The organism is Methylobacterium adhaesivum (assembly GCF_022179065.1).
Lineage (GTDB): Bacteria > Pseudomonadota > Alphaproteobacteria > Rhizobiales > Beijerinckiaceae > Methylobacterium > Methylobacterium adhaesivum.
In genome coordinates this window covers 123,321-147,791 of record NZ_BPQD01000014.1, presented here as the reverse complement: position 1 = coordinate 147,791, position 24,471 = coordinate 123,321, and the positions used below count along the sequence as shown (strand labels likewise).

Annotated in this window: 20 protein-coding genes and 1 riboswitch; of the genes, 11 read left to right on the top strand and 9 right to left on the bottom strand. The window is 68.4% G+C overall.

Going from position 1 to position 24,471, the window contains the following annotated elements:
* Nucleotides 1-41 precede the first annotated feature (41 nt).
* A complete protein-coding gene (gene carB, locus MFF01_RS12205; RefSeq protein WP_238225696.1) occupies nt 42-3,527 on the bottom strand; it encodes a carbamoyl-phosphate synthase large subunit in 3,486 nt (1,161 codons plus the stop codon).
* Nucleotides 3,528-3,786: 259 nt separating this feature from the next.
* Here carB and MFF01_RS12200 point away from each other — a divergent pair, with 259 nt between their 5' ends.
* On the top strand, nt 3,787-4,044 hold the full coding sequence (locus tag MFF01_RS12200) for a type II toxin-antitoxin system Phd/YefM family antitoxin (protein WP_238225695.1): 258 nt from the start codon (nt 3,787-3,789) through the stop codon (nt 4,042-4,044).
* Nucleotides 4,044-4,469: a type II toxin-antitoxin system VapC family toxin gene (locus MFF01_RS12195; RefSeq protein WP_238225693.1), complete on the top strand. Its 426-nt coding sequence runs from the start codon at nt 4,044-4,046 to the stop codon at nt 4,467-4,469. Before MFF01_RS12200 ends, MFF01_RS12195 begins: the two co-directional genes overlap by 1 nt.
* A gap of 52 nt (nt 4,470-4,521) precedes the next feature.
* Here the strand turns inward: MFF01_RS12195 and MFF01_RS12190 are convergent, their stop codons facing one another.
* On the bottom strand, nt 4,522-4,899 hold the full coding sequence (locus tag MFF01_RS12190; protein ID WP_238225691.1) for a hypothetical protein: 378 nt from the start codon (nt 4,897-4,899) through the stop codon (nt 4,522-4,524).
* A 170-nt stretch (nt 4,900-5,069) separates the two neighbouring features.
* Nucleotides 5,070-6,317 carry a glutamine-hydrolyzing carbamoyl-phosphate synthase small subunit gene (carA, locus tag MFF01_RS12185; protein ID WP_238225689.1) on the bottom strand — a complete coding sequence of 416 codons (1,248 nt, stop codon included), beginning with the start codon at nt 6,315-6,317 and terminating at the stop codon, nt 5,070-5,072.
* 218 nt (nt 6,318-6,535) lie between these two features.
* On the opposite strand from carA, the gene MFF01_RS12180 reads away from it, so the two are divergent.
* The 9 genes from MFF01_RS12180 (at nt 6,536) to MFF01_RS12140 (ending at nt 18,374) form a co-directional block, all read left to right on the top strand.
* Nucleotides 6,536-6,997 carry a GatB/YqeY domain-containing protein gene (locus tag MFF01_RS12180; protein ID WP_238225687.1) on the top strand — a complete coding sequence of 154 codons (462 nt, stop codon included), beginning with the start codon at nt 6,536-6,538 and terminating at the stop codon, nt 6,995-6,997.
* A 410-nt stretch (nt 6,998-7,407) separates the two neighbouring features.
* Nucleotides 7,408-9,408: a methyl-accepting chemotaxis protein gene (locus MFF01_RS12175; RefSeq protein WP_238225685.1), complete on the top strand. Its 2,001-nt coding sequence runs from the start codon at nt 7,408-7,410 to the stop codon at nt 9,406-9,408.
* Nucleotides 9,409-9,508: 100 nt separating this feature from the next.
* Entirely contained in the window at nt 9,509-11,419 is a 1,911-nt protein-coding gene (gene dnaG, locus MFF01_RS12170; RefSeq protein ID WP_238225683.1) for a DNA primase, read from the top strand.
* A 198-nt stretch (nt 11,420-11,617) separates the two neighbouring features.
* Complete coding sequence (gene rpoD / locus MFF01_RS12165) at nt 11,618-13,615, top strand: RNA polymerase sigma factor RpoD (protein ID WP_238225681.1); 1,998 nt, start codon at nt 11,618-11,620, stop codon at nt 13,613-13,615.
* A gap of 145 nt (nt 13,616-13,760) precedes the next feature.
* Entirely contained in the window at nt 13,761-15,011 is a 1,251-nt protein-coding gene (locus MFF01_RS12160; protein WP_238225679.1) for an adenylate/guanylate cyclase domain-containing protein, read from the top strand.
* Between the two features lie 48 nt (nt 15,012-15,059).
* A riboswitch (TPP riboswitch) is annotated at nt 15,060-15,188 on the top strand.
* A 73-nt stretch (nt 15,189-15,261) separates the two neighbouring features.
* Nucleotides 15,262-16,491, top strand: coding sequence for a glycine oxidase ThiO (thiO, locus tag MFF01_RS12155; RefSeq protein WP_373319739.1), 1,230 nt, complete (start codon nt 15,262-15,264; stop codon nt 16,489-16,491).
* Nucleotides 16,488-16,700, top strand: coding sequence for a sulfur carrier protein ThiS (thiS, locus tag MFF01_RS12150; protein ID WP_238225677.1), 213 nt, complete (start codon nt 16,488-16,490; stop codon nt 16,698-16,700). Before thiO ends, thiS begins: the two co-directional genes overlap by 4 nt.
* A gap of 4 nt (nt 16,701-16,704) precedes the next feature.
* Nucleotides 16,705-17,496, top strand: a complete 792-nt coding sequence (locus tag MFF01_RS12145) for a thiazole synthase (protein WP_238225675.1) — start codon at nt 16,705-16,707, stop codon at nt 17,494-17,496.
* A gap of 317 nt (nt 17,497-17,813) precedes the next feature.
* Nucleotides 17,814-18,374: a thiamine phosphate synthase gene (locus MFF01_RS12140; protein ID WP_283207185.1), complete on the top strand. Its 561-nt coding sequence runs from the start codon at nt 17,814-17,816 to the stop codon at nt 18,372-18,374.
* 127 nt (nt 18,375-18,501) lie between these two features.
* On the opposite strand, the gene MFF01_RS12135 is transcribed toward MFF01_RS12140, so the two are convergent.
* The 6 genes from MFF01_RS12135 to map all read right to left on the bottom strand — a co-directional run bounded on the left by MFF01_RS12135 (nt 18,502) and on the right by map (nt 24,451).
* On the bottom strand, nt 18,502-19,254 hold the full coding sequence (locus MFF01_RS12135; protein ID WP_238225673.1) for a proteasome-type protease: 753 nt from the start codon (nt 19,252-19,254) through the stop codon (nt 18,502-18,504).
* A 38-nt stretch (nt 19,255-19,292) separates the two neighbouring features.
* Nucleotides 19,293-20,120 (bottom strand): transglutaminase family protein, encoded by an 828-nt coding sequence (locus MFF01_RS12130; protein ID WP_238225671.1) that lies wholly within the window; start codon nt 20,118-20,120, stop codon nt 19,293-19,295.
* Between the two features lie 36 nt (nt 20,121-20,156).
* Nucleotides 20,157-21,101 (bottom strand): alpha-E domain-containing protein, encoded by a 945-nt coding sequence (locus MFF01_RS12125; protein WP_238225669.1) that lies wholly within the window; start codon nt 21,099-21,101, stop codon nt 20,157-20,159.
* Between the two features lie 127 nt (nt 21,102-21,228).
* The gene (locus MFF01_RS12120; RefSeq protein ID WP_238225668.1) at nt 21,229-22,668 is read right to left on the bottom strand and encodes a circularly permuted type 2 ATP-grasp protein; all 1,440 of its coding nucleotides are present in this window, start codon (nt 22,666-22,668) and stop codon (nt 21,229-21,231) included.
* 207 nt (nt 22,669-22,875) lie between these two features.
* Complete coding sequence (radC, locus tag MFF01_RS12115) at nt 22,876-23,610, bottom strand: RadC family protein (protein ID WP_238225666.1); 735 nt, start codon at nt 23,608-23,610, stop codon at nt 22,876-22,878.
* A gap of 10 nt (nt 23,611-23,620) precedes the next feature.
* On the bottom strand, nt 23,621-24,451 hold the full coding sequence (gene map, locus MFF01_RS12110; protein ID WP_238225664.1) for a type I methionyl aminopeptidase: 831 nt from the start codon (nt 24,449-24,451) through the stop codon (nt 23,621-23,623).
* Nucleotides 24,452-24,471: the final 20 nt, after the last annotated feature.

The following is a 24,471-nucleotide window of genomic DNA, read 5'->3' as shown; positions in this document are numbered from 1 at the left end:
AGCGTCGCGCCCGTGATTCAAGTCACCCGCAACGCGATGATTCAGACCGCGAAGTATTCCTGCAAGGCACGAACCTGAAGATCGCCCTCGAGGTAGGCCTTGATCCCCTCGGCCGCCGCCATCGCCCCAGCAAGAGTGGTGTAGTACGGCACTTTATGCAAGAGGGCGGCACGGCGCAGCGACCGCGAGTCCGACAGCGCACCCGCCCCCTCGGTGGTGTTGAACACCAGCTGGATGTCGCCGTTCTTGATGGAATCGACCACGTGTGGCCGGCCCTCGAGGACCTTGTTCACCCGCTCCGTCGCCACGCCCTGATCCGCGAGGAAGCGCTGTGTTCCGCTCGTCGCCACGATGGTGAAGCCGAGCTCGGCCAGGAGGCGGATGGAGGGCAGAATGCGCGCCTTGTCGGCATCGCGCACGGACACGAACACCGCGCCGCCCTTCGGCACCTGGGTGCCCGAGCCGAGCTGGCTCTTGGCAAAGGCGACGCCGAAGCTCGAATCGAGGCCGATGACCTCACCCGTCGAGCGCATCTCGGGGCCGAGGAGCACGTCGACGCCGGGGAAGCGGGCGAACGGGAACACCGCCTCCTTGACGGCGATGTGATCGAGCACTTTCGGCACCAGTCCGAATCCGGCAAGCGGCTCGCCGGCCATCACCCGGGCGGCGATCTTGGCGATGGGCTCACCGATCACCTTGGCGACGAACGGCACCGTGCGCGAGGCGCGGGGGTTCACCTCCAGCACGTAGATCACGCCGTCCTTGATGGCGTACTGCACGTTCATCAGGCCGCCGACCTTGAGGGCCAGCGCCATGGCCTTCGTCTGGCGCTCGAGTTCCGCGACGATCTCGGGCGAGAGCGAGCGGGTCGGCAGCGAGCAGGCGGAATCGCCCGAATGGATGCCCGCCTCCTCGATGTGCTCCATGATGCCGGCGATGAACACGTCAGTGCCGTCGCACAGGGCGTCGACGTCGATCTCGGTGGCGTCTGACAGATAGCGGTCGAACAGGAGCGGGTTCTTGCCCAGCACCGTGTTGATCTGCCCGGTCTTGTCGTTGGGGTAGCGCGCCTTGACGTCCGACGGGATCAGGCTCGGCAGGGTGTCGAGGAGGTAGTCGGCGAACTGGGCCTCGTCGCGGATGATCGCCATGGCGCGTCCGCCAAGGACGTAGCTCGGACGCACCACGAAGGGCAGGCCGAGATCGGCCGCGACCAGCCGGCTCTGCTCGACGGAATAGGCGATGCCGTTCTTCGGCTGCTTCATCCCGAGCTTGTCGAGGAGGCGCTTGAATTGGTCGCGGTCCTCGGCGAGGTCGATGGCGTCGGGCGAGGTGCCGAGGATCGGCACGCCGGCGGCCTCGAGGGCGCGGGCGAGCTTCAGGGGCGTCTGGCCGCCGAACTGGACGATGACGCCGTGGAGCGTACCGGCCTGGCGCTCCGTCTCGATGATCTCGAGGACGTCTTCCTCGGTCAGGGGCTCGAAGTAGAGGCGGTCCGAGGTGTCGTAGTCGGTGGAGACCGTCTCCGGGTTGCAGTTGACCATGATGGTCTCGTAGCCGGCCTCCGTCAGGGCGAAGCAGGCGTGACAGCAGCAATAGTCGAACTCGATGCCCTGGCCGATCCGGTTCGGGCCGCCGCCGAGGATGATGACCTTCTTCGCGTCCGTCGGCCGGGCCTCGTCGACGACGGTGCCGGCGAAAGGCGCGACGTAGGTGGAGTACATGTAGGCGGTGGGCGCCTTGAACTCGGCGGCGCAGGTATCGATGCGCTTGAAGACGGGGCGGACGCCCAGACCCCGGCGCGCGGCGCGCACGGACGCCTCGTCGGTCTTCGCCAGCACGGCAAGGCGCGCATCCGAGAAGCCGGCGGCCTTGAGCTGGCGTAGCGCCCCGGGCGTCGTCGGGATGCCGTGGGCCCGCACCCGGTTCTCGAGGTCGATGATCGCCTGGAGCTGCTCGAGGAACCACGGGTCGATCTTGCAGGAGGCATGCACCTCCTCGTGGCTGATGCCCAGACGCAGGGCTTGGCCGACCTTGAGCAGGCGGTCCGGGGTCGGGGTGCCGAGCGCCGCCTTGATGGCGTTGTGGTCGTCACCCTTGCCCAGGCCCTCGATCTCGATGTCGTCGAGGCCCGTGAGGCCCGTCTCGAGGGAGCGCAGGGCCTTCTGCAGCGATTCGGCGAAGCACCGGCCGATGGCCATGGCCTCGCCCACGGATTTCATGGCCGTGGTGAGCGTCGGCTCGGCGCCCGGGAACTTCTCGAAGGCGAAGCGGGGGATCTTCGTGACCACGTAGTCGATGGTCGGCTCGAACGAGGCCGGGGTGGCGCCGCCGGTGATGTCGTTGGCGATCTCGTCGAGGGTGTAGCCGACGGCGAGCTTGGCCGCGACCTTGGCGATGGGAAAGCCCGTGGCCTTCGACGCCAGGGCGGAGGAGCGCGACACGCGCGGGTTCATCTCGATGACGATCATCCGGCCCGTGGCCGGATCGATGGCGAACTGCACGTTCGAGCCGCCGGTCTCGACGCCGATCTCGCGGAGCACCGCCAGCGATGCGTCGCGCATCACCTGATACTCCTTGTCGGTCAGGGTGAGCGCCGGCGCGACGGTGATGGAATCGCCGGTGTGAACGCCCATCGGATCGATGTTCTCGATGGAGCAGACGATGATGCAGTTGTCGTTCTTATCGCGAACGACCTCCATCTCGTATTCCTTCCAACCGAGGACCGACTCCTCGATCAGCACCTCGTTCGTTGGCGAAGCATCGATGCCGCGCTCGACGATGTCGAGGAATTCCTCGCGGTTGTAGGCGATGCCGCCGCCGGTGCCGCCCATGGTGAAGGAGGGGCGGATGATCGCCGGCAGGCCGACTTCGGCCAGCGCGATGAGGGCCTGGCCGATGGCGTGCTCGCCGTAGCGCTTGCGCCGATCGGATTCACCCCGGTGCCAGGTCTTCTCGAAGGCGGCGAGCGCCGGGCCACGGGCTTCGCCCGGATTGGCGGCCTCGATGCGGGCGACTTCGGCGAGGTACTTCTCGCGGTCGGCCTTCTTGGCGGCGGAGGCGTTGGCCAGCGCCGATTTCGGCGTCTCCAGGCCGATCTTGGTCATCGCATCGCGGAAGAGGTGGCGGTCCTCGGCCTTGTCGATGGCCTCCGCCGTCGCGCCGATCATCTGGACGTCGAATTTTTCGAGGGTGCCCATCTTCTTGAGGGACAGGGCGCAGTTCAGCGCCGTCTGGCCGCCCATGGTCGGCAGCAGGGCGAAGCCCCCCGGCACCACGTGGCGTTCCTTCTCGATGATCTTGGCGACGATCTCCGGGGTGATCGGCTCGACGTAGGTGGCGTCGGCCATGTCCGGGTCGGTCATGATCGTGGCCGGGTTCGAATTGACCAGCACGATCCGGTAGCCCTCCTCGCGGAGGGCCTTGCAGGCTTGAGTGCCGGAATAATCGAACTCGCACGCCTGTCCGATGACGATCGGCCCCGCACCGATGATGAGGATCGTGGAGAGATCGGTGCGTTTCGGCATCGGGGGCCTTGGCTTGCGGGCACGCGCCCAGGCAAGCACGGCGCCCCATCGGGGCTGCCGTGAGCGGGCGCGAGCGGCGTGGATTGTCGTTAGGCGTCGCGTCTACACGCCGCCGCCCGCTTTTGGAAGGGTACAGCGGCGATGTGGGGGATACCTTGCACGGGAGTTAAGCGTTGACGACATCGATGTTTCACGGAAATCTTCCCGCTGGAATCGTCGGAGACGGCTTGCCCCAAGACCTTACCCCAGGACCTTGCCCATGACGGTGACGACGTTTTCCAGCCGCGAGTTCGACCACGATGCCGGCCGCGCACGGGATGCCGCTGCGGCGGGGCCTGTGTTCATCACCCATGACGGCCAGCCGGCGCATGTCCTTCTCAGCATCGAGGCCTATCGGCGAATCACGCGTCAGACCGGCAATTTGCTCGACGACCTCGGTCTGCCCCTCGGAGTCGAGGACATCGAGATCGATTTCCACTCCAGCCGAGATCTGCCCCGTCCGGCCGAGATCGTCTGATGTTTCTCCTCGACACCAATGTGGTGTCGGAACTGCGCAAAGTCCGATCCGGAAAAGCCGACGGGCATGTGTTGGCCTGGGTACGCGACGTCTCGGCCGTGAGCCTCTTCCTGTCTGCTATCGTGGTTCAGGAACTCGAGATCGGCACGATGCTGTTGGAACGGCGCGACCGCCAACAAGGTACACTTCTTCGGACCTGGCTCGACGAACACGTCCTTCCCGGCTTTGCTGGACGCATCCTGCCCGTCGATACGGCTGTTGCCCGCCGCAGTGCCGCACTGTGCGTTCCTGATCCGAGGCCGTTCCGCGATGCGCTGATCGCGGCGACGGCCCTCGTCCACGGCATGACGGTGGTGACACGAAACGTCGGCGATTTCGTGCCGATGCAGGTTCCAATTCTCAATCCGTGGATCGCCGTCTCCTGACGGAAGCCAATCCGCCTGGAGCGGACGGTGTCCTTATCGTCGGCTCCCTGGCTCACATCCCGGCGTAGAGCGCGGCCACGGCCCGGTCGATGGAGAGGGTGAACACCCCGAAGGCCACGACGGCAGCGGCGGCGAATTCGAGGGCGGCGCTGGAGAGCGTCTGGCTGCGGCGCAGGAGCTCGCGGCCAAAGAACAGGCTCACCCAGGCGACGGTGAGGAGGATGGGCAGGACGAACAGGAACGACCACGTGCTCTCGACCCGATCGAGGCCGCCGGCGGGATCGATGAGGGGGCGGATGTTGCGCACCCACGGCGCGTAGCAGGCCGCATAAAGGGTCGTCATCCACGACAGGCCGACGGCGACGCCGAAATGGAAGGTGAAGAGGCGATGCAGGCGCGAGAAATCGTCGCGCGCGTCGTCGAAGGTCATGTGGATATCCCCGAAACCGTCTCGAGCGCTGCTCCCGCGACACGGCGCCGAACGCCGGTTCGCGTGAGCCGTCAACGGTTCGGAAATGCCCGGGAATGCCGGACTTTTTGTGACCCGCCCCTGCCTCAATCGGGGCGGGGGCGGGGCGAAAGCAGGGAGGCTCCGTTTCGTCAGTCGACCACGGCGTGAATGGTCTCGGGCTTGCCCGCCCGCATGAGGGCGACGAAGCGCTCGAACAGGTAATGGCTGTCGCGCGGGCCCGGCGAGGCCTCGGGGTGGTGCTGCACCGAGAAGGCCGGGCGGTCGGTGAGGGTCAGGCCGCAATTCGAGCCGTCGAACAGCGAGATATGGGTTTCGACGGCGGTTTCCGGCAGGCTCTCCGGATCGACGCTGAAGCCGTGGTTCATCGAGACGATCTCGACCTTGCCCGTGGTCTTGTCCTTCACCGGATGGTTGGCGCCGTGGTGGCCCTGCGCCATCTTCACCGTGCGCCCGCCAAGCGCGAGGCCCATGAGCTGATGCCCGAGGCAGATGCCGAATGTCGGCACCTTCTCGGCGAGCAGCTCGCGAATCACCGGCACGGCGTATTCGCCCGTGGCGGCCGGATCGCCGGGACCGTTCGAGAGGAAGACCCCGTCGGGCTTCATCGCCATGATCTCGGCGGCGCTCGTGGTGGCGGGTACCACGGTCACGTCGCAGCCGGCCTCTGCCAGGAGCCGGAGGATGTTGCGCTTCACGCCGTAATCGATGGCCACGACCCGCAGGCCATCGCCGGCCGGCCGGCTACCGTAGCCGGTCTTCACGCCCCAGGCCGTCTGGGACCATGCGGTGGTCTCGCGGCTGGTCACCGGCGGCACGAGGTCGAGGCCCTCCATGGGGGCCAGGGCCGCGGCGCGGGCCTTGAGGGCATCGCGGTCGAAGCTGCCGTCGGGGCTGTTGGCGATGACGGCATTGGGCATGCCGTGGTCGCGGATGAGGGCGGTGAGCGCCCGCGTGTCGATCCCGGTGATGCCGACGATGCCGCGCGCCTTCAGCCAGGCGTCGAGGTGGCTCGACGAGCGCCAGGACGATGGGTTCGTCACCGCCGAGGCGATGACGGCGCCGCGCACGCCGGAGGCCGGAGCCGCGTCGAGGCTTTCGAGATCCTCGTCGTTGGTTCCGGTGTTGCCGATATGCGGAAAGGTGAAGGTGACGATCTGACCGGCATAGGACGGATCGGTGAGGATCTCCTGATAGCCCGTCATCGCCGTGTTGAAGCAGACCTCGCCGTCCGCCGCCCCGGTGCGGCCGATGCCGAATCCTTCGAGGATCGTACCGTCGGCGAGGACGAGGAGGGCGGTGGCGATGGGCTCGGCCCAAGGGGCAGGGGGTGCGGCGGGGTTGGCGGCGGGCGCGCGGGCGCCTTCATCTTGCAGCATCGGCGTGATCTCGCTTATGTCCGGCCGATCCCGGCGCCGCGACACGGCGCATACCGTGCGACACGGCGCACGCGGGTGGCTTGTCGTGCGCCGCTCATACCGAGCGGGCGGCGACGGGGTCAATGTGGCCTCGGGCGCCGTCCGGCTCAAGCTGCGCGAACCACTCGGCATTTTCACAGCCCAGCAAGTCTCAGACCGATCCGATTCAGGAGTCCCCCATGCTACGCGCACGCCTCACTACCGACATGAAGGAGGCCATGAAGGCCGGCGACAAGGCGAAGCTCGCCACCGTGCGGATGATCCAGGCCGCCCTCAAGGACAAGGACATCGAGGCCCGCGGCCTCGGTAAGGAGCAGCCCTCCGAGGAGGACATCCTCGCGCTCCTGCAGAAGATGATCAAGCAGCGCAACGAATCGGCCGGAGTCTACGACCAGGGCGGCCGCCCCGAACTGGCCGAGAACGAGCGGGCCGAGGCCGCTATCATCGCCGGCTACCTGCCGCAGCAGATGGACGAAGCCGAGACCCGCGCCGCCATCGAGGCCGCCGTCGCCGAGACGGGTGCGGCCGGTCCCAAGGACATGGGCAAGGTCATCGCCGCCCTGAAGGCCGCATATGCCGGCCGGATGGATTTCGGCAAGGCGAGCGGGCTTGTGAAGGACGTGCTCAACGCCAAGGCGTGACACTCCACCGCCGCGCGAGGACGAAACCGACCAGCGCGCGGCGGTCGAAGAGGATCGAGCCCCGTGCGCGCCAGGAGAGCGGATGGGGGTCGAAGGCTGTTTCATCGTCGCAGAGACCCGGTCCACGTCAGCAGAAGACTTGTCTCCGCTAAAGACGACCAGATCGGAATGCGGGTCGACTTTCCCCGCCAAGACCAGACGACACTCGAATCATTGCATCAGCGAGATCGTTCCGATCATGCGATGACTGCTCTTGGGATACACGGGCAAACTTCAACATCTTACGCGGCTTGCCGGGCTCGATGCCGCCCTCCATGGCAAATCCTGGATGAGAAGCTCAAATTTTAACAGTGTTTTAAATATATTATAGCATCAACAAGTGTAATTCTAAGACATTACGGTCGACACTCATGAAACTCGGTATTCGGTTCCGGCTCTACGGCGGCTTCGCGGCGCTGGTCGTGTTGGCAGGGATGCTCGGCGGATTCTCGAACATACAGCTCGGCCAGTTGAGCGACCAAAGCGACCTCAAGGACCGGATCGAGCGCAACGCGCTCAACCTCTATACCTTCAATGCTCTGACCGAGCGCTTTATCGCTCAGAGCAGCGACTACCGGACGAATCCGACACCGGAAACCACGGCCGGCATGAAGGCGAGCCTGAGCGAGATGCGTGCTCTGGCGAACGAGCTTCACAACACGGCGGTCAGCGAGGAGCGGCGCGCGCTCTATGCCCAGCTTCGCACGCAATCCGACGAATTGGGCGCACAGGTGCCGGCCCTCATCGAACTCGGTACGCGGATCCGCGACAACAAGGCTGGTGTGTTCGCGCGGGGCGACCAGCTGACACAGGCCGCCACGGCCCTCGCGACCCAGCTCCGCTCCAGTGAGAACGCATCCGTGCTGGCGCCGCCGGCCGCGGAGGTCGAGCGGACCGTCCTCCTGTTCCGCGTCATGAACTGGCGCTTCCTGGCGACCCGCGATCCGAAGGGTCGGGGCCTGTCGGCGACGGCGTTCGCGAACGCCGAGACCGCCGTCAACACCCTCAAGACCGCCCCCCTCTCGGCGGCCCAGCGCCAGGGCGTGCAGGCCGTCGAGGAGGCGTTGAAGAACCTCGATGCGAGCTTCAAGGCCGCCTCGGGCGCCATGGTGGAGAGCGAGGAACTCTTCGAGCGCACTCTCAAGAGCAAGGCCAACGCCATCTACCAGACAGGCCTGCTGACCCGCGGCAAGCTCAAGGATGCCGTCGAGGAGATCATCGCCCAGGGCCGGAGCACGATGTCGATGGCACGCACGGTCCAGTCCGGGCTGCTCGCGCTGATCCTCGTCATCGGCGTCGCCGGCGCGGTCCTCATCGCGCGCAGCATCATCCGGCAAATCGCCGGCATGACCCAGGCCATGAGCCGCCTCGCGGCGGGCGAGACGGCCCTGACCGTTCCCTCCCAGGACGCCGTGGATGAGATGGGCGAGATGGCCAAGGCGGTGGAGGTTTTCCGGCGGAACGCCATCGCCCGCGACGAACTGGAGGCAGATCAGGCGAATCAGCAGAGTGCCCGGCAGCGCCGCGCCGACCGTGTCGACCAGCTCGTGCGGAGCTTCCAGGAGAAGGTCGCCGGTTCCCTCGCGATCGTTTCGTCCGCGACGGCGGAACTCGACGCCACGGCCCGGTCCATGAGCCAGGTCGCCGGCAGCACCAACAGCCAGGCCGTCGCATCGAGCGCCGCCGCCGAGGAAACCTCCGCCAACGTCCAGACCGTGGCGGCGGCGGCCGAAGAGATGGTCTCCTCTCTTCAGGAGGTCGAGCGTCAGGTGCTTCATTCCCGCAAGGTCGCGATCGAAGCCGCCCGCGAGGCGGAGGCCACGAACACCGCGATGACGAGCCTGGGTGCTGCCGCCAACCAGATCGGAGCGGCGGTGACGACGATCGCCGCCATCGCCAGCCAGACGAACCTCCTGGCGCTCAACGCCACCATCGAGGCGGCCCGGGCCGGGGAAGCGGGACGCGGCTTCGCCGTCGTCGCCGCCGAGGTGAAGGAACTCGCGACCCAGACCGGGCGCGCGACGGAAGAGATCGGCGGCCAAATCGTCGCGATCCAGGCCGGCACGGAGCGGGCGAGCGCGGCGATCCGGCAGATCGCCCACACCATCGCGACCATGAACGAGATCAGCGGCCTGATCGCCGAGACGGTGGTGCAGCAGACCGCCGCCACCAGCGAGATATCCCGCAATGCCAGCGAGGCCGCTCACGGCACCCAGGACGTCTCCGCCAACGTCGCCCGTGTCCTCGGCTCGGCCGATCAGACCGGCCTTGCCGCCTCGCAGGTCCTGGCCGCCGCGGGCGAAGTGGCGGCCCAGTCCCTGAACGTCAAACGCGACATCGACGGCTTCCTCGGTGAGATCCGGGCGGCCTGATCCGCGCCGATGGGTCCGTAGGCGGAACCGGGCGACGCCGATCGCCCGGTTCGGGACTCCTTAAGCCCCCTGGGCTAGAGTGGGCGGCCGCAGAGGTCCCATGCGTTATCCGCCCCATATCCTCGAAGAGATCCGCGCGCGCCTGCCCGCCTCCGACGTGGTCGGGCGGCGCGTCCGGCTGAAGAAGGCCGGGCGCGAGTGGCGCGGCCTGTCGCCGTTCAACGCGGAGAAGTCGCCGTCCTTCTACGTCAACGACCAGAAGCAGTTCTATCACTGCTTCTCGTCGGGCAAGCACGGCGACGTCTTCACCTTCCTCATGGAGACGGAGGGCCTGAGCTTCCCCGAGGCCGTCGAGCGGCTCGCCTCGGAGGCGGGGGTGAGCCTGCCCACCCCGAGCGCCGACACCCGCGAGATGGAGACGAAGCGCGCCGGCGCCCTCGAGGTGATGGAAATGGCGGCCGCCTTCTACGAGGCGCAGCTCACGGGCCGGGCCGGGATCGAAGCCCGGGCGTATCTCGACGGGCGCCAGCTCGGCCTCGACACCCGGGCGCGCTTCCGCCTCGGCTACGCGCCGAACGACCGCTATGCCCTGCGCGATCATCTCGCCGCCAAGGACGTCCCGAAGGAGATGATGGCCGAACTCGGCCTGCTGGTGACCGGCGACGACATCAAGGTCCCGTACGACAAGTTTCGCGACCGGGTGATGTTTCCCATCACCGACACGCGGGGGCGGGTCATCGCCTTCGGCGGCCGGGCGATGCAGAAGGACGCCAAGGCGAAGTACATGAATTCGCCCGAGACTCCGCTCTTCCACAAGGGGCAGCTGCTCTACAACCTCCACGGTGCCCGCAAGGCCGCCCATGATCGCGGCACCATCATCGCCGTGGAGGGCTACGTCGACGTCATCGCCATGACGCTCGCCGGGCATCCCAACGCCGTGGCGGGCCTCGGCACGGCGCTGACGGAGGAGCAGGTGGCACTGCTCTGGCGCCACGGCGACGAGCCGATCCTGTGCTTCGACGGCGACGGCGCGGGCCAGCGCGCCGCGTTCCGGGCGCTGGACGTCGCCCTGCCGGGGCTGACGCCGGGCAAGTCGCTCCGCTTCGCCATGCTGCCCGAGGGACAGGACCCGGACGATCTACTGCGCTCCGAGGGCAAGGCCGCCATCGACCGGGTGCTCGACGGGGCCCGCCCCCTCGTCGAGGTCCTGTGGTCGCGCGCCACCGAGGGCGCCCCCCTCGACACCCCCGAGCGCCGCGCGGGCCTCGCCAAGACCCTGCGCGAGCTCGTGAGCGGCATTCGCGACGAGACCGTGCGGGGCTTCTACCGCGACGAGATCGAGGGGCGCCTGCGCGCCCTGTCCCCGCAGGGGGCCCAAGGCCGCCGGGGGCCGTGGGAACCGCGCCAGGGCGGTGCAAACCGCCCGGCCTTCCAGCGCGCGCCGCGCCCCGGCGATCCGCCGCCGTCGCCGGTCTTCCACGGCAAGGCCAGCAACCATCTGGCGCAATCGGCCGGCTTCACCGGGGCGCAGGCCCTGCGGGAGGGGATGATCGTCGGCACCCTCCTCACGCATCCCGCCCTCCTCGAGGACTGGGCGGAGCCGTTCTCCGAACTCGATTTCGAGACCGAGGATGCGCGGGTGATCCAGACGTTTCTCCTCGATACCGTCGCGGATGCGGCGCCCATCGACGCGACGGTTCTGGCCGCGCGGCTGGAGCGCGCCCGATTGACGGCGGCGGCCGAGCGCGTCTGCGCCCTCGGGCGCCGGAAGGATCCGAAAGCCCTTGACGCGCATGCCGATCCTATGCGTCTCGAAGATGCGTTGGGGCAGGCCGTGATCTTGCACCGCAAGTCGGGCGCGCTAAATAGCGAACTTCGCCTCGCCGAACGGGCGCTCGCGGAGGATTTCACGGAGGCGAACTTCGCTTGGCTGTGTGACGTGAAGCAACGTATGGCCGTTGTCGCCGGAGCGGAAGAGGACGAGCCGGCCGCGGACGAGGCGGCGGGGTAGGTCCTCGAGGCCACCAAATTCGCGCGTCGGAAACGGCGCATGGTTAACATTCGGTCAAGCGTCTCGCTTGCATACCGGAATCTGAGATCGACGCGGGCGCTTTCCGGCGCTCCGCACACCATATGTATTGCAGCGTCGGCGACGCGGAGTGGGCCACACGCTCCCGCGCGACACGGCTACGACAACCATAGGCGGATCATGGCGACGAAGGCAACGGAACGGGACGAGACCGATGCTGCCCCCGAGGCACAGACGGACGGGCCGCTCCTCGATCTGACGGATGCCTCCGTCAAGCGGATGGTGAAGCTGGCGAAGAAACGCGGCTACATCACCTACGAGGAAATCAACGAGGTCCTGCCCGACGGCCAGTCCGATCCCGACCAGATCGAGGACGTGCTGTCCCAGCTCTCCGAGATGGGCATCAACGTCGTCGAGGCGGAGGAGACCGAGGAGACGACGGAGGCCAAGGCCAACGGCGAGGCCGGCGACGACGAGGACGGCGCCGAGGGGACCGAGGTCGCCGAGATCGCGCCGACCAAGGCCCCGGCGGTCCGCGAGACCACGGCCAAGGAGCCCACCGACCGCACGGACGATCCCGTGCGCATGTACCTGCGCGAGATGGGCTCCGTGGAGCTCCTGTCGCGCGAGGGCGAGATCGCCATCGCCAAGCGCATCGAGGCGGGCCGCGAGGCGATGATCGCCGGTCTGTGCGAGAGCCCGCTCACCTTCCAGGCCATCATCATCTGGCGCGACGAACTCGTCGACGGCCGGGTGCTCCTGCGCGAGATCATCGACCTCGAGGCCACCTATGCGGGTCCCGACGCCAAGAACGCGATGCAGATCGCGGAGGGCGCCGAGGAAACGGAAGACGGCGAGGGCGACACGCCGGCGGCGCCCGAAGGCGACGACGAGGACGACATGGAGAACAACGTCTCCCTGGCGGCCATGGAGACCGAGATCAAGCCGCGCGTCCTCGAGACGTTCGACAACATCGCCAACAACTACAAGAAGCTGCGCAAGATCCAGAGCGAGCATGCCGAGGTGAAGGCCGGCGGCGGCGCGCTCACGGACGCGCAGAGCGCCAAGCGCGACGAGCTGAAGGACATCGTCGTCACCGACGTGAAGTCGCTCTCCCTCAATGCCAACCGCATCGAGGCCCTGGTCGAGCAGCTCTACGACATCAACAAGCGCCTCATCTCCCACGAGGGGCGCCTGATGCGCTACGCCGAGACCCACGGTGTCGCCCGCGACGAGTTCCTGCGTCATTACCAGGGCTGGGAACTCGATCCGAACTGGATGGAGCGTGTCGGCACCCTTGGCGGGCGCGGCTGGAAGAACCTCGTCGAGAAGGGTCAGAAGGAGGTGGTGCGCCTGCGCGAGCAGATTCTGACGCTGGCCTCCGAGACCGGCCTCGAGATCGGCGAGTATCGCAAGATCGTTAACATGGTGCAGAAGGGCGAGCGCGAAGCCCGTCAGGCCAAGAAGGAGATGATCGAGGCGAATCTGCGCCTCGTGATCTCCATCGCCAAGAAGTACACCAACCGCGGCCTGCAGTTCCTGGACCTCATCCAGGAGGGCAACATCGGCCTGATGAAGGCGGTCGACAAGTTCGAGTACCGCCGCGGCTACAAGTTCTCGACCTACGCCACGTGGTGGATCCGGCAGGCGATCACCCGCTCCATCGCCGATCAGGCCCGCACCATCCGCATCCCGGTGCACATGATCGAGACGATCAACAAGATCGTCCGTACTTCGCGTCAGATGCTGCACGAGATCGGGCGTGAACCCACTCCGGAGGAGTTGGCCGAGAAGCTGGCCATGCCCCTGGAGAAGGTGCGCAAGGTGCTGAAGATCGCCAAGGAGCCGATCTCCCTCGAAACGCCCATCGGCGACGAGGAAGATTCGCATCTCGGCGACTTCATCGAGGACAAGAACGTCGTCCTGCCCATCGACGCGGCGATCCAGAGCAATCTTCGCGAGACCACGACCCGGGTGCTGGCCTCGCTCACGCCCCGTGAAGAGCGCGTCCTGCGCATGCGCTTCGGCATCGGCATGAACACCGACCACACCCTCGAGGAGGTCGGCCAGCAGTTCTCGGTGACCCGCGAGCGCATCCGTCAGATCGAGGCGAAGGCCCTGCGCAAGCTCAAGCACCCGAGCCGGTCGCGCAAGCTCCGCAGCTTCCTCGACAACTGAAGACCCCCACCCAAGATCCTTCGCGGCACCACGGCGCCGCGGAGGGCTCGCCCACGAGACCGATCGACGCCATGATCCGACCCCGGTTCGCGGGCGATGCAGAAGACCCGGCGGCCCGCCCGGCCCTGTGACTCACCGAGGCCTCATGCTCGATCGCGGTCCGCCCCAATCCGCGCCCACCGCCGAAGCCGATGGCTCCGAGGCCAACGACGTGCCCTTCGGCGCCCTGCAGCAATGCGTGGCCCTGCGCGACTGGCTGCTGAGCGAGGGCGCGCGGATGCCCAACGCCGAGGACCTGCTGGCGGGCCTCGCCGAACGCCTCATCGACCTCGGCGTCCCCGTGGACCGCGCGACCACGGCCATCGACGCCCTGCACTCCGAGTATTCCGGGGTCGGCCGGTTCTGGACCCGGGAGACCGGCTCGACGGTGCGGCTGTTCCCGCACGGGGAGGCGTCCGACAAGGCCTATCGCGAGAGCCCGTTCCAGACCGTCCACGAGACCGGGGAGTGGCTGATCCTCGACCTTTCCGAGACGCCCGACGCCGCCTTCGCGGTGATCCCAGACCTCAAGGCCGAGGGCTACCGCCACTACATCGTGGCGCCCCTGTTCTTCACCAACGGCACCCGCAACGGCATCACCTTCGCCACCAGGTCTGAGGAAGGGTTTCGCGACGAGGACGTGGCGATCCTGCGCTTCGTCATCCCGACGCTCGCCGCCGTGATGGAGATGCGCAGCATCAACAAGCAGCTCGACCACGTTCTGCGGATCTATGTCGGCGACGAGCCGCACAAGGCGATCCTGGCGGGTTCGATCCGGCGCGGCCACGTTCAGCGCATCCGCTCGGCGATTCTGTTCGCCGACATGCGCGACTACACCCGCATCTCCGCCGAGATGACCCCGGAGGAGGCCGTGGACCTCCTCAACATCTTCTTCGATTGCCTCGTGCCGGCCATCGAGCGCGAGGGCGGCGAGGTGCTGAAGTATCTCGGCGACGGCCTCCTGGCGATCTTTCGCGAACGGGGCGACGACCTCGGCGGTGCCGCCAAGGGGGCGCTGACGGCGGCCCAGAGCGCGCTGGCGGCCCTCGACGAGGCCAATGCCCTCGGGCATTTCGCCCAGCCCGTGGCGGCGGGCATCGCCCTCCACCACGGCGAGGCCGCCTACGGCAATGTCGGCTCGGGCGCGCGCCTCGACTTCACCGTCATCGGCCGCGACGTGAACCTCGCGAGCCGCCTTGCCCGCCTCAACCGGACGCTGGGCGAACCGCTCCTCATGTCGAAGCCGTTCGTGGACTTCCTGTGGGGCGACCCCGTTTCCCTCGGAACCCATCCCCTCGACGGCTTTACCGAGCCCATGGGCGTGTTTCGCCCCGGCCGCCCGCCCACGACGGCCTGAGCCGGACCGGCGGGGTGTTGACCCCGGCGCCATCCGGGCCCACATCGGGGGTGTTCAAGGGAGATCCCCGGCAAGGGGCTGAGAAACCGATGAGTCGCCCGATGCCGGGCGGCGGCGCGGAAATCCTTCGAACCTGAACCGGTTCATACCGGCGTAGGGATTGGACCGCCGCGTTCCGCAAGGACCCGGCACTTTGCGCAACCGACGCGCACAGGCCCGCCAACCCCGAGCGCCCGTCGCGGAGGTTGCCTTGGCCCCGAGCCCCACCCAACCCATCGACCTGAGGCGCTCGCCCGCCGCCCCGCGCGCGCCCTCCGCCCTGCCGGCGCGCAGCGACGTGGTGGTGGTCGGCGGCGGCCTCATCGGCCTGTCCATCGCCTGGCACCTCGCGCGGGGGGGACGCACCGTGACGGTGGTCGAGCGCGAGACCGTGGGGGCGGGCGCGAGTCTGGCCGCCACCGGCATGCTGGCGCCCGCCGCCGAACACGAACCCGGCTCCGATCCCCTCCTGCCCCTGGCGCTCGCGAGCCTCGCCCGCTGGCCGGGGTTCCGCGACGCGCTCCAGGCCGCGTCCGGCCTCGACATCGACTACCGGGAGGAAGGCACCCTGGTGCTCGCCATCGGCCGTGACGAGGTCGAGCGCCTGCGCTCCCGCCACGACCTGCAGGTCCGCTCCGGCCTCGATGCCACGTGGCTCAGCGGGTCGCAGGTGCGCGCCCGGGAGCCGGCCCTGCGCCCGGCCGTCACCGCCGGCCTGTTCTGCCCCCACGATCATCAGGTCGATCCCGCCTGCGTGATGGCCGCCCTCGTGCGTGCCTGCGAGGGGGCGGGCGTCACTCTGGTGGAAGCGTGTCCCGTCGAGGCCCTCGACTGGGCGGGCGGCCGGGTCACGGGTCTGGCGACCGCCCAGGGCCGGATTGCCGCCGAGACGGTGATCCTCGCCGCCGGGGCCTGGAGCGGGCAGGCGGGCCTCCTGCCGGATCACCTCGGCCTGCCGGTGCGGCCGCTCAAGGGACAGTCGCTGGCGCTACGCACCACCGCCCGCACGGGGACGCTGAGCCACATGGTCTGGACCGAGCAGGTCCACATGGCCCCGAAGAGCGACGGCCATCTCATCGTCGGCGCCACGGTGGAGGATTGCGGCTTCACCCCAGGCGTCACGGCGGGCGGGCTCTACGCCCTGCTGGAGGGCGCGCGCCGCGTCCTGCCGGGCATCGAGGAGATGGCGGTCGAGGCCGTGTGGAGCGGCTACCGCCCGACCTCGGACGACGACGCACCGATCATCGACACCCTGGCCCCCGGCCTCGTGGTGGCGACGGGCCACCACCGCAACGGCTACCTCCTGGCGCCGGCCACCGCCGAGGCCGTGGCCAGCCTCCTCGCCGACGGCACCCTGCCGGACTACGCCCGTGCCTTCGGCCGCGCCCGCTTCGCCCCCGTGCCCAAGGTCCCCCCTGTGTCCAAGAGGGCGTCCGCATGAAACTCGTCCTCAACGGACGCCCGCACGAGAGCGACGCGCCGGACCTCGACACCCTGTTCCGCCGCGAAGCCGAGGAGACCGGGATCGAAGGGCCGCAGGGCATCGCCATCGCCCTCAACGGCGCGGTGATCCGCCGCCGCGACTGGGCCGCGACACCACTCAACGACGGCGATCGCGTGGAGATCGTCCGCGCCATGCAGGGAGGCTGACGCCATGACCGAACCCCAAGACGATCGGCACGACGATGCCCTCGTCATCGCCGGCGTGACCCTCGCCTCGCGTCTATTCATCGGCACCGCCGGTTATCCGACGCAAAGCATCATGGCCGAGTCCGTGGCGGCCTCAGGCGCGGAGGTGGTTACGGCCTCGATCCGCCGGGTCTCGCTGCAGGGCCACGGCTCGGACACGGTGCAGAAGCTCAAGGGCTACCGCTTCCTGCCCAACACCGCCGGCTGCGAGACGGCACGCGACGCGATCATGACCGCCGAACTCGCCCGCGAGGCCCTCGACACCACCTGGATCAAGGTCGAGGTCATCGGCGACCGCGAGACGCTCTATCCCGACGTGGCCGAGTTGCTCGAAGCCTGCCGCCACCTCGTCGAGGACGGGTTCACGGTGCTGCCCTACTGCAACGACGATCCGGTGGTGTGCCAGCGGCTGGCCGATCTCGGCTGCGCCGCCGTGATGCCCATGGGCTCGCTCATCGGCTCGGGCATGGGGGTGGCCAACCCCGCCAACCTCGAACTCATCTGCCGGCGCTCGCCCGTCCCCGTCATCGTCGATGCCGGCATCGGAACGGCCTCGGACGCCGTGATCGCCATGGAACTGGGGGCCTCTGGCTGCCTTCTCAACACGGCGGTGGCCAAGGCCGACGACCCCGTGCGCATGGCCCGCGCCATGGGCCACGCCGTGGAAGCCGGCCGCCTCGCGCACCGGGCCGGCCGCATCCCGAGGCGGGGCCGGGCCGAGCCGTCGAGTCCTCAGCTCGGCCTCGTCGGCTCGTGAGGCCGCTGCCGTCGTGGCTGCTGGTGGTGACGGACCAGGCGTCTGTCGCCCACGTCGCACACGATGCGGGCAACGGCGACGGTGGATGTCCCGCTTCGAAAGGCGACCCTTTCGCCCGACCGCCCGGACAGCACGGGTCCCCACACCTTCCAGGAGAGGGCCAGGGTAAGGTGTGTGACTTGTCCGGAGAGGGACCACACCTCACCCCAACCCTCTCCTTCCAGGAGAGGGAGCCCGTCGAGGCTCGATCGGGTCATCGACCCGACTTCGCGGCCGGCAGTGCAAATGATGGGTTCGATAAATCCGAGCCCCGAAACATCGCTCTCCTCGCCCGCATCGATACCCTATTGGCGGAGGGCGCCCGTTGGGTGTGGTTCCGCGAGCGCGACATGGCGCCGGAGCCCCGCGCGGTCCTGGCCCGCGCGGTACTGGAACGGACCCATGCCCGGGGGGCGGCCTTCACCCTCGGCGGCGACGCCGCCCTGGCCGCCCACCTCGGGGCAGATGGCGTTCACCTGCCCGGCGGCACGCCACCCGCCGGGATCGAGGAGGCGCGCCGACTCCTGCCGGACGGACTCGTCGGCGTCTCGGCCCATTCCGTGGCGGAGGTCGCGGCGGCGGCGCGATACGGCGCGGACTACGCCACCCTGAGCCCGATCTTCGCCACGGCGAGCAAGCCCGGCTACGGTCCGGCGCTCGGTCCTGAGGCCATCGCGGCGGCCTGCGTCCACGGCCTGCCGGTCCTCGCCCTCGGGGGCATCACCCCGGCGACGGCCCGCGCCTGCCGGGAGGCGGGGGCCGGCGGGATCGCCGTGATGGGCGATCTCATGCGCAGCCCCGATCCCGCACCGACGCTTCGCGCCCTGCTCTCGGGCTGATCTCAGGTCCGGATGATCGCTTCGGGTCGAGCGAGCGCGCCAGGCTCCCTCTCTTGGAAGGAGAGGGGACCCGCGCTCGATAGCGATCCAACTGTTCGCCCGGCGACGGACTTGAACGGCGAAAAAGCTATTTCGGGTCGGCCGGGCCGTAGGGCGGGCGCGGAATCGCCCGGTGGGCGGCGCGCAGGGCCGCCGACCAGCGTTCGCGCAGATCGTGGAAATAGCCCTCGCCGGCCTCGATGCGGTGGTTGACCTCGAGGTTGAGGGCGTCGCGGCGCACCAGCGCGATGTCGATGGGCAGGCCGACGCCGAGATTGGACCGCATGGTCGAGTCCATGGACACGAGGCCGACTTTGAGGGCGTCGTAGAGATCGGTCTCGTACTTCACCGCCCGGTCCAGGATCGGCTTGCCGTACTTGTGCTCGCCGATCTGCAGGAACGGCGCGTCGCCGCTGCACTCGATGAAGTTGCCGGCCGAATAGATGAGATAGAGCTTCATCGGGTCCGTGCCGATCTGTCCGCCGAACAGGAGCGACACGGAGAAGCGGAGATTCGCCGCCTCGAAGCCGGCCTTCTCGATCTCGCGCACCCGGCGGATGGCCCGGCCCACGAGCTGCGCCGCCTGGAACATGGTCGGCGCCTCGACGAGGCGCATCTTCGGCTCGCCGGCCTCGCCCTCGACGCCCTCCGAGAGCAGGCTGAGGACCGATTGGGTGATGGAGAGGTTGCCGGCCGAGGCCAGCATCATCACCCGCTCGCCCGGCACGTTGAAATGATGCAGCTTGCGGTAGGTGGAGATGTCGTCGAGGCCCGCATTCGTGCGGGTATCGGCGATCATCACCAGGCCGTCCTCCACCAGGACACCGACGCAGTAGGTCATCGTCTCAAGCTTTCCTCACGTCCGATCACCCCGGGGGATCAGGACTGGACCGTCGCCTGTGCTTGCTCGACGCGGAGCGTCACGTCGAGGGTTTCCGTGCCGCCACCCATGCGGCTGCCGCGAATCGGGGCGGCGCCCCGGTAATCCAGGCCGACGGCGACGCGGACATGGGCCTCCGTGGTGGCGATGCCGTGGGCCGGATCGAAGCCGACCCAGCCGAGATTCGGAACCAGGGCCTCGACCCAGGCATGGCCCGCCTCCTGGCCGACGATCCCGTCGGCGTGATGGAAGTAGCCCGAGACGTAGCGCGCCGGAATCTCGAGGTGGCGGGCGGCGGCGATGAAGACGTGGGCGACGTCCTGGCAGACGCCTTTTTCCGCCTCGAACGCCAGGGGCGCCGTGGTGCTGGCGCTCGTCGGCCCCGGCTCGAACACCACCCGTTCGTGCACGGCGGCGAGGAGACGGTGCAGGCAGGGCAGGGCGGAGGCGTCGCCGGCTCCGCGAACCTCCTGGGCGAAGGCCTGGATCGGCTCGCTCGCCAGGGCAAGATCGGAATCGCGCAGGTAGAACTCATCGGGCAGGCGCTCGACGGTGCCGCGCACCACGCCGTGCATCTCGTTGGTGTCGACCTCGCCGATGACGCGGATGGTCAGGGCCTCGGCCGGTTCGTCGGCGGTGAACCAGTGCACCACGTTGCCGAAGCCGTCCTCACGCTCGCTGATGCGTCCGTCGACGGAGGGTTCGATGCGCCAGCGCCGGACATACTGCCCGTCATGGTCCCGGGGGCGCAGGCGCAGGACCTGAATCAGGTTCCGGGCCGGCTGCTCGTAGGTGTAGTTGGTCTCGTGAAAGACGCGGATTCGCATGCGGCGACCTTTTCGCGGGTTCCGACCCGAAAGCCCCTACACCAGATATTGCGCGATGACCGCAGCGCCGAGGCGGTTGTTCTCGGCGATGAAGGCGGTGACGAACTCGTGCAGGCCCGAGGTGAAGATCCGATTGATGTTCTCGCCCTCCAGGCGCGCCAGGGTGTTGCTGGCCAACCTCTGGCTCGCACCGCGCCGGCCGTAGGCGTCGGCGATGAGGTCGAGGTTCTCCACGAGCATGCCGTAGCAATTGGCGAGGGAGCGCGGCATCTGCCGGTTGAGGATGAGGAGATCGGCCACCAGCAGGGGCTTCACGCTCTCGCGGTAGACCCAGTGATAGGCGTTGAAGGCCGAGACCTCGCGCAGGATCGTGGTCCACTGGAAGTAGTCGAGGCTTCCCCCCACCCGCTCCGTGGCGGGCAGCAGGATGCGGTACTTCACGTCGAGGATGCGGGCGGTGTTGTCGGCCCGCTCGATGGCGGTGCCGAGCCGCGTGAACCAGTAGGCGTCGTTGCGCAGCATCGTCCGGTAGGCCGAGCCGTCGAAGGCCAGGGACACGCCCTTCACCCATTCGAGGAAGCGGGAGAACTCGTCGCGGTTCAGCTCGCGCCCCTCGTAGTTGCGCAGTTCCAGCCACGCGCCGTTGATGGCGTCCCACATCTCCGTGGTGAGGGCCGTGCGGACGCTGCGGGCGTTCTCCCGGGCCGTCTCGATGCAGGAGCGGATCGAGGACGGATTGTGCGGGCTGAATGCCAGGAAGTCGCAGACCGTGGCCTCGGTCACGCCACCGTAGAGGGGCTTGAACACCTCCGGGTCTCCGGCGGAGGCCAGCGCCGAGGCCCATTCGTTGGTCTCGCCGCCGCCGTAGCTCGACGGCAGGGCCGCGAGCCGATGCGCCGCGTCGAGGATGCGGGCGACGAACTCGGCCCGCTCGACGTAGCGCGAGAGCCAGTACAGGTTGTCTGCGGTCCGGGACAGCATGGGCTTCCGTTGAGACGCCGGACACCCGCGAGACGCGACGGGGCCGTTGGGCTGAAGGGGGAAGTCTGTGGAGGCGGCGCCGGATCGGGCCGCGAGGGCCCGGTCCGGCAGCGAACGGCGCGCGTCGTCAGGCGTCGAGCACCCAGGTGTCCTTGGTGCCGCCGCCCTGGCTCGAGTTGACGACGAGGGAACCCTCCTTGAGGGCGACGCGGGTGAGGCCGCCCGGAACGATGCGGATCTCGTCGGAGCCGCACAGGACGAAGGGGCGCAGGTCGACGTGGCGGGGCGCCACCCCGGAGGCCACGAAGGTCGGGCAAGTGGAGAGCGCGAGCGTCGGCTGGGCGATGAACCCGTCCGGCGCGTAGCGGAGCTTGCGCCCGAACTCCTCGATCTCGCGCTTGGTCGCATGCGGGCCGACGAGCATGCCGTAGCCACCCGAGCCGTTGACCTCCTTCACCACGAGGTCCTTCAGGTTGTCCATGACGTACGCGAAGGCGTCCTTCTCGCGGCAGCGATAGGTCGGCACGTTGTGCAGGATCGGATCCTCGCCGGTGAAGAACCGCACGATCTCCGGCATGTAGCTGTAGACCGCCTTGTCGTCGGCGATGCCGGTGCCCACCGCGTTGGCGAGGGTCACGGTGCCGCGCTCGTAGGCGTTCATGAGGCCCGGCACGCCCAGCACCGAGTCGGGGCGGAACACCAGGGGGTCGAGGAAGTCGTCGTCGAGGCGGCGATAGAGCACGTCGATCCGGCGCGGGCCTTCCGTGGTGCGCATGTACACCACGTCGTCCTTGGTGAAGAGGTCGGACGCCTCCACCAGGTCGACGCCGAGCTTGTCGGCCAGGAACGAGTGCTCGTAGAAGGCCGAATTGTAGCGGCCGGGCGTCAAGAGGGCGACGGTGGGGTCGCGCGTCGCGCTCGCCGGCGCCAGGGACCGCAGGGTGGCGAGCAGAGCATCGGGATAATTCTCGACGGGCGCCACGCGGTGGCGCGAGAACAGTTCCGGAAACAGCCGCAGCATCACCTCGCGGTTCTCCAGCATGTAGGAGACGCCGGACGGCGTGCGAGCATTGTCCTCCAGCACGAAGAAATCGTTCTCGCCCGTGCGGACGATGTCGATCCCGGCGATGTGGACGTAGAGGTCGTGCGGCACCCGGAAGGCGCGCATCTCCATGCGGTAATGCGGGTTGCGGTAAACGAGGTCGGCCGGGATGATTCCGGCCTTGATGCAGTCCTGCGCGCCGTAGATGTCCTTCAGGAACGCGTTGATGGCGGTGACGCGCTGCTTCAGGCCCCGCTCGAGGAAGCCCCATTCCGGTTTGGTGATGACCCGGGGGATGATGTCGAACGGGATCAGCCGCTCGGTGGACTCGTTGGCCCCGTAGACCGCGAAGGTGATGCCGATGCGCCGAAACAGCATCTCGGCCTGGCTGCGGCGGGTGTTGAAATGCTCCGGCGGCGTGGTCTCCAGCCACGACTTCAGGCTGCTGTAGGCCTCGCGCACGGCGGCGTCGTCGAGCGCCCCGTCAGGCAAACCGGTCATCTCGTCGAACGCAGCGAGCGCCATACGCGCCTCCCTTAAACGCCAGGTTCCAGGCAAGAGGCGCGCCAGGGGCGGGCCGGCAGGCCGTTCGAGGTCTCGGCCGGACCCCTTGGAGCGTACGCTAACACGCCGGGCGCACGCCGACACGCGGTCTCTGGTGAAACACGCGGGCGGAGAGAAAACGTCTGCGTGTTCACGCCAGGCGCGCAGGCCCGTCGCGCGGGCACCGGGTCAGATCAGCTTCAGGCCCTTGAAGCTCGCATGGCCCTCGCGGCCGAGGATCACGTGGTCGTGGACGACGATGCCGAGGGGATCGAGGACGTCGACGATCTCGCGCGTCATCCGGATATCGGCCGCCGACGGAGTCGGGTCGCCGGACGGGTGGTTGTGGGCGAGGATGATGGCGGTGGCGGAGAGTTCCAGCGCCCGGCGCGCCACCTCGCGGGGATAGACCGGGGTGTGATCGACGGTGCCGCGGCCCTGCACCTCGTCGGCGATGAGGTGGTTGCGCCGGTCGAGGAAGAGCACGCGGAACTGCTCGCGCGCCGCGAACGCCATGGTGGCGCGGCAATATTCGAGCACCGCGCTCCACGACGACAGCAGGGGCCGGTCGGCGATGGCGCCACGGGCGAGACGCTGGCCTGCCGCTTCGATGAGCTTGAGATCGGCGATGACGCCGCCGCCGATGCCTTCGATTTCGGCAAGACGGGCCGGTTCGGCGGAGATCACCTCGGCGAAGCTGCCGAAACGGCGGATCAGTGCCTTCGCGAGAGGCTTCACGTCGCGCCGGGGAATGGCGCGAAACAAGGCAAGTTCAAGAAGCTCATAGTCCGGCAGCGCATCGGCCCCAGCCTGTGCGAAGCGCGCGCGCAGGCGGTCGCGGTGGCCGAGATAGTGCGGCTCGGCCTCGGACGGCGCGTCTCCGTCGGCGGACGGGCTCGCGGCGGGTGCGGCACGGCGCGGCACGGCGGACGCCTCAGGCCGCCGGATTGACCGGCTGGTGCAGCCCCTTGGGGGAGAAGGTGAAGATCTCCGCGCCCGTCTCCGTCACCGCCACCGTGTGCTCAAACTGGGCCGAGAGGGAGCGGTCCCGCGTCACCGCCGTCCAGCCGTCGGACAGTACCTTCACGGCGGGGCGCCCGAGATTGATCATCGGCTCGACCGTGAAGAACTGGCCGGGCTTGAACGTCACGTCGTAGCTCGGCTCGGCATAGTGCAGGATCGTGGGGGCGTCGTGGTAGGTCCGCCCGAGGCCGTGGCCGCAGAAATCGCGCACCACGGAGCAGCGCTCGGCCTCCGCATAGGCCTGGATCGCCCGGCCGATATCCGTGGTCGAGCCGCCGGGCTTGATCGCCGCGATGCCGCGCATGAGGCATTCGTGGGTGATCTCGCACAGGCGCTGGGCCTTGCGCGACACCTCGCCGACATAGGCCATGCGGCTCGAATCGCCGTGCCAGCCGTCGACGATGAGGCAGATGTCGAGGTTGACGATGTCGCCCTCGCGCAGGGGCTTGTCGTTGGGAATGCCGTGGCAGACCACGTGGTTGATGGAGGTGCAGATCGACTTTGGATAGCCGCGATACAGCAGCGAGGCCGGATAGGCGCCGTGGTCCATGGCGAAAGTGTAGGCGAGCCGGTCGAGGTATTCGGTCGTCACCCCAGGGGCCGTCGCCTCCATCAGCACGTCGAGGGCCTCGGCCGTGAGACGGCCCGCCTTGCGCATGCCCTCGAACCCCTCCGGCCCGTGGATGGGCGGCTCGGGCGAACGCCGTCCGCTGTCGGAGACGGCCTGATCGTTCTGGGTCATGGGCGGGCGTTTCGTGGCTG